Origin of the sequence: Mycobacterium sp., assembly GCF_052144515.1 — a bacterium.
Taxonomy (GTDB): Bacteria; Actinomycetota; Actinomycetes; order Mycobacteriales; family Mycobacteriaceae; genus Mycobacterium.
Genome location: NZ_JBKQQD010000040.1, coordinates 1 through 3,880, shown reverse-complemented (window position 1 = coordinate 3,880; position 3,880 = coordinate 1). Strand labels below are relative to the sequence as shown.

General features: G+C 64.9%; 5 protein-coding genes and 1 pseudogene. 2 read left to right on the top strand and 4 right to left on the bottom strand.

What is annotated here, in order from left to right; all coding sequences use genetic code 11:
• Window positions 1–126 (top strand): annotated as a pseudogene (locus tag ACLP9N_RS02045) (IS630 family transposase); the annotation flags it as partial.
• Here the strand turns inward: ACLP9N_RS02045 and ACLP9N_RS02040 are convergent.
• Complete coding sequence (locus ACLP9N_RS02040) at window positions 115–273, bottom strand: hypothetical protein (protein WP_442405837.1); 159 nt, start codon at window positions 271–273, stop codon at window positions 115–117. The pseudogene ACLP9N_RS02045 and the gene ACLP9N_RS02040 overlap by 12 nt on opposite strands.
• Before the next feature lie 94 nt (window positions 274–367).
• Window positions 368–943 (bottom strand): MPT63 family protein, encoded by a 576-nt coding sequence (locus tag ACLP9N_RS02035; protein ID WP_442405836.1) that lies wholly within the window; start codon window positions 941–943, stop codon window positions 368–370.
• A 357-nt stretch (window positions 944–1,300) separates the two neighbouring features.
• Here ACLP9N_RS02035 and ACLP9N_RS02030 point away from each other — a divergent pair, with 357 nt between their 5' ends.
• Window positions 1,301–1,723 (top strand): MarR family winged helix-turn-helix transcriptional regulator, encoded by a 423-nt coding sequence (locus tag ACLP9N_RS02030; RefSeq protein ID WP_442405835.1) that lies wholly within the window; start codon window positions 1,301–1,303, stop codon window positions 1,721–1,723.
• Between the two features lie 9 nt (window positions 1,724–1,732).
• Here the strand turns inward: ACLP9N_RS02030 and ACLP9N_RS02025 are convergent, their stop codons facing one another.
• Together ACLP9N_RS02025 and tsf are read right to left on the bottom strand one after the other, a co-directional pair.
• Window positions 1,733–3,148 (bottom strand): amidase, encoded by a 1,416-nt coding sequence (locus ACLP9N_RS02025; protein ID WP_442405834.1) that lies wholly within the window; start codon window positions 3,146–3,148, stop codon window positions 1,733–1,735.
• Window positions 3,149–3,158: 10 nt separating this feature from the next.
• On the bottom strand, window positions 3,159–3,880 hold a 722-nt coding region (tsf, locus tag ACLP9N_RS02020), incomplete at its 5' end, for a translation elongation factor Ts (protein WP_442405833.1).

The following is a 3,880-nucleotide window of genomic DNA, read 5'->3' as shown; positions in this document are numbered from 1 at the left end:
GACATCCGAGCCTGGATCGACACCTGGAACGACAATCCCCGCCCCTACGTCTGGACCAAGACCGCCGACCAAATCCTGGCCAGCATCGGCAACTACTGCACCCGAATTAACGACTCACGACACTAGGTCCCATTGGCCGGCCCGCTTGGCCACCCAGCCGCCCAGCCCACCGTCCTGCTTGTCTCGCTTGTCTTGCATGGACGCCCGCGCGTCATCGGCGTGTTGCCGCGCTTGTTCGCGTACTTCCGCTGGCCTGTGATCGGTATCGGTCATATCCGCTGTGTACCCATTCAGCCGCGCAGAATCCCTACATACGCAAACCTCCCCGCGCCAATGGGCATGGCGCGGGGAGGTATTTGCAACCGGATTAGGTGTGTGTCGCCGGGGCAGGCGGTGCACCCGGTGCCGGACTTGAGTTCGGTGCGCCCGGCGAGTTCGGTGCGCCAGGCGCCGAGGCCCCCGGCACGTTCGACGTCCACATCAGAACGTCTTGCCCGCCATCGTTGTAGACGACGCCATTCGGCGGCGCGCCGGTCACGTCGAAGTACAGCGTGCCCGTCGATTCGCTTCCTTGAGCGATGGGCGCCGGGTTAAGGCCGTTCGGGGCCCCAACCTTGTCGATCACCCGGTAGTTCTGACCGTTGGGCCCGCGGGCGATGAAGTCGTTGACCATGGGGGTCACGATTCCGCCGTCCGACCTGGCGCTGATGTCTGCCTGGTAGAGGGTTCCCTTAGGGGTGTAGCCGGGGATCGCCATGCTGCTGGGCTGCAGGTTGCTCACCGTGTAGGCGGTAACCAATGGCCCGTCGATGAGCGACTCGCTGGTACCGAATCCCTGGATGTTTGGTGGCGCGGCCGAAGCAGTTGCCGCGGCGAAAACGCTTACCGCAGCTATTCCCGCGGCACCGACAGCCGTTTTGACAGTGGTCGTTGTGACCTTCACGATGGGCTCCTTCATTTTCTCGTGTCGTTCGAGCGATTACCCGATATGGGGCGAGACCGCACTCAGTCCGCATAACCAATCGACCGCAACCTCAAACGTGACCGCATTGCGAAATGCCGCGTCCGGCTGGGCTACCTGCACAAACAGGCCGATATCACTTTGCGCCGCAACGCGGTTCAAACAACTTCTTTAACATTGGCATCATTTGGTGGCATTCGACACCGGCATCGCAACAATTTATCCAATTGTCGACGCACTGACGTCAAAGCATCTGCCGGACTTAGCAATTGGATTAGCTTGCAATAGCAGCCGCGTTTTGGCACATCGAGACGCCTGATATATGTCAATATGATTGACATGGGTGATGATGCCGACGCTCCGCTGGGCTTCCTGCTCTATCGGGTGGCGGCCGTTCTGCGACCAGAGGTTTCCGCCGTGTTGGGTCCGCTGGGCCTGACGCTGCCCGAATTCGTTTGCCTGCGCATCATTTCGCTGTCCCCCGGACTGTCCAGCGCCGAATTGTCCAGGCACACCAACGTCACACCGCAGGCGATGAACACGGTGCTGCGCAAGCTGGAAGACATTGGCGCGGTAGAACGGCCCGAGTCGGTGTCGTCGGGGCGTGCGTTACCAGCGACGCTGACCGGCCAGGGGCGCGCACTGCTGAAGCGCGCGGAGGGCGCGGTCCGCGTCGCCGACAGCCGCATCCTGGACAAACTGAGCGGGGCGCAGCAGCGCGAGTTCAAACGAATGCTGGAAAAACTCGGCTCGGACTGCTGATCACGCGGATCACGCGGGCGCTTGAATCCTTGCCCACGCCTGCGCCGCTTCGAGCTCATAGGCCAGTTCGAGCAGCAGCGCTTCCTGCCCTAAATCGGCGGACAGCATCATGCCCACCGGCATGCCCTCAGCAGACTGGGCCAATGGCAGCGAAACCGCCGGCTCGCCGGTGACGTTCTGCAGCGGAGTGAACGAGACCCAGTCGATCAGCCGGTCCATGACCTGCTGATAGTCGGTCGGAGCCAGAAATCCGATGGGGGGCGTCTCGTCGGCGAGGGTCGGTGTGAGCACCGCGTCGTAGGTGCCGAAGAACCGCGCGGTGCGCCTGCGTATCCTGCGCAGGCGCATGATCGCCAGCGGAAGCTGGTGGATGTTGCGGCCGGTATGTCGCTGCAGACCAAGCGTCAGGCTGTCCAGCCGGCTGCGGTCGAACGTCCTGCCGAACACGTGTCGCCCGGCGCGCACCTGAGCCAGCGCCAAAAATCCCCAATACAGCACGAAATCGTCGACGAAACTGGCCGGCACCGGGGGCTCGTCGATGTGTTCGACGCGGTGGCCCAGTTCCTCGAGCAGCCCGGCCGACTTCAGCGTCAGTTCCCGCACCTGCGGACTGCACTCGCGCTGTACCGAGCGGGTCAGTACCGCGATCCGTAGCCGCTGCCTACCGGGCCCGGTGACGTCGCCGACCGGGGCCAGCTTGGGGTTACGCCAGATGCGCTCGGCCTCCCGATAGAAGGCCGCGGTGTCACGCACGGAACGGGTCGCCACGCCGTCGACGACAAGGCCCACCGGCATCCGGCGCAGTACCGGGTCCAGCGGCAGCCGGCCGCGCGACGGCTTGAGTCCGACAAGCCCGTTGCATGATGCCGGAATACGGATGGAGCCACCGCCATCGTTGGCGTGCGCGATCGGCACCACGCCAGCGGCGACGAACGCACCCGATCCCGATGACGATGCGCCGGCACTGTAGTCGGTGTTCCACGGGTTGCGGACCGGCCCCAACCGGGGATGTTCGGCGGAGGCGCTGAAGCCGAATTCCGACAACTGTGTCTTACCCACGGATGTCAGCCCGGTGGCTAAGTACAGCTGGGTGAATGCACTGTCGGCGGCAGCATTCCATGGTGTCCACGCGTCGGTGCCATGCATCGTGGGCTGGCCAGCGACGTCGACATTGTCCTTGATAAAGGTTGGGACGCCAATGAAGAACGGGCAGAAGCCGTTCACGGGGGTGGCCGACGCGGCTCGCGCTTGCTGGAAGGCCGCATACGCCAACCCGTTAAGGGCTGGGTTGACGGCCTCGGTGCGGGCAATGGCCGCCTCGACCACGTCGGCCCTGCCGACGCGACCGGTTCGTATGGCCTCCGCGAGGCCCACGGCGTCGTGGTCGCCGAGGGCGTCGTCGCCGAAGGCGTGCACCCGTGGCATGCCAGCGCGCCTAGGCCTGACCAACCTCGAAGCGGACGAATCGCGTCACCGTCACGCCCGCCTCGTCGAGCAGCGCCTTGACGGTCTTCTTGTTGTCGGACACCGAGGGCTGCTCGAGCAGCACCGCGTCCTTGAAGAAGCCGTTCAGCCGGCCTTCGACGATCTTGGGCAGCGCCTGCTCCGGCTTGCCCTCGGCCTTCGCGGTCTCCTCGGCGATGCGGCGTTCGCTGGCCACGACGTCTTTGGGGACATCGTCGCGCGACAGGTAGCGGGCCTTGAGCGCGGCGATCTGCAGGGCCACCGCGTGAGCGGCGTCTGTGCCCTCCCCCTCGAATTCGACCAGCACACCGACGGCTGGCGGCAAGTCGGCGGCACGCTTGTGCAGGTACGTCTCCACGTTGCCGTCGAAGTACTGCACGCGGCGCAGCTCGAGCTTCTCGCCGATCTTCGCCGACAGCTCGGCGATGGCCTGCTCGACCGTCCTGTCGCCGATTTTGGCAGCTTTGAGCGTGTCGACGTCGGCAGCCTTGGCATCCAACGCGGCGTCGACAATCTGATCGGCCAGGGCCTGGAACTCGGCGTTCTTGGCGACGAAATCGGTCTCGCTGTTCAGCTCGACCAGCGCGCCGCCCTTGGCCGCGACCAGGCCCTCGGCCGTCGCCCGCTCGGCGCGCTTGCCGACGTCCTTGGCGCCCTTGATCCGCAGCGCCTCGACCGCCTTGTCGAAGTCTC

Bases quoted from the DNA above. Each gene is read 5' to 3' on its own strand.
- ACLP9N_RS02040 (WP_442405837.1), bottom strand. From the start codon at position 273: ATGACCGATACCGATCACAGGCCAGCGGAAGTACGCGAACAAGCGCGG.
- ACLP9N_RS02025 (WP_442405834.1), bottom strand. From the start codon at position 3,148: ATGCCACGGGTGCACGCCTTCGGCGACGACGCCCTCGGCGACCACGAC.
- ACLP9N_RS02030 (WP_442405835.1), top strand. From the start codon at position 1,301: ATGGGTGATGATGCCGACGCTCCGCTGGGCTTCCTGCTCTATCGGGTG.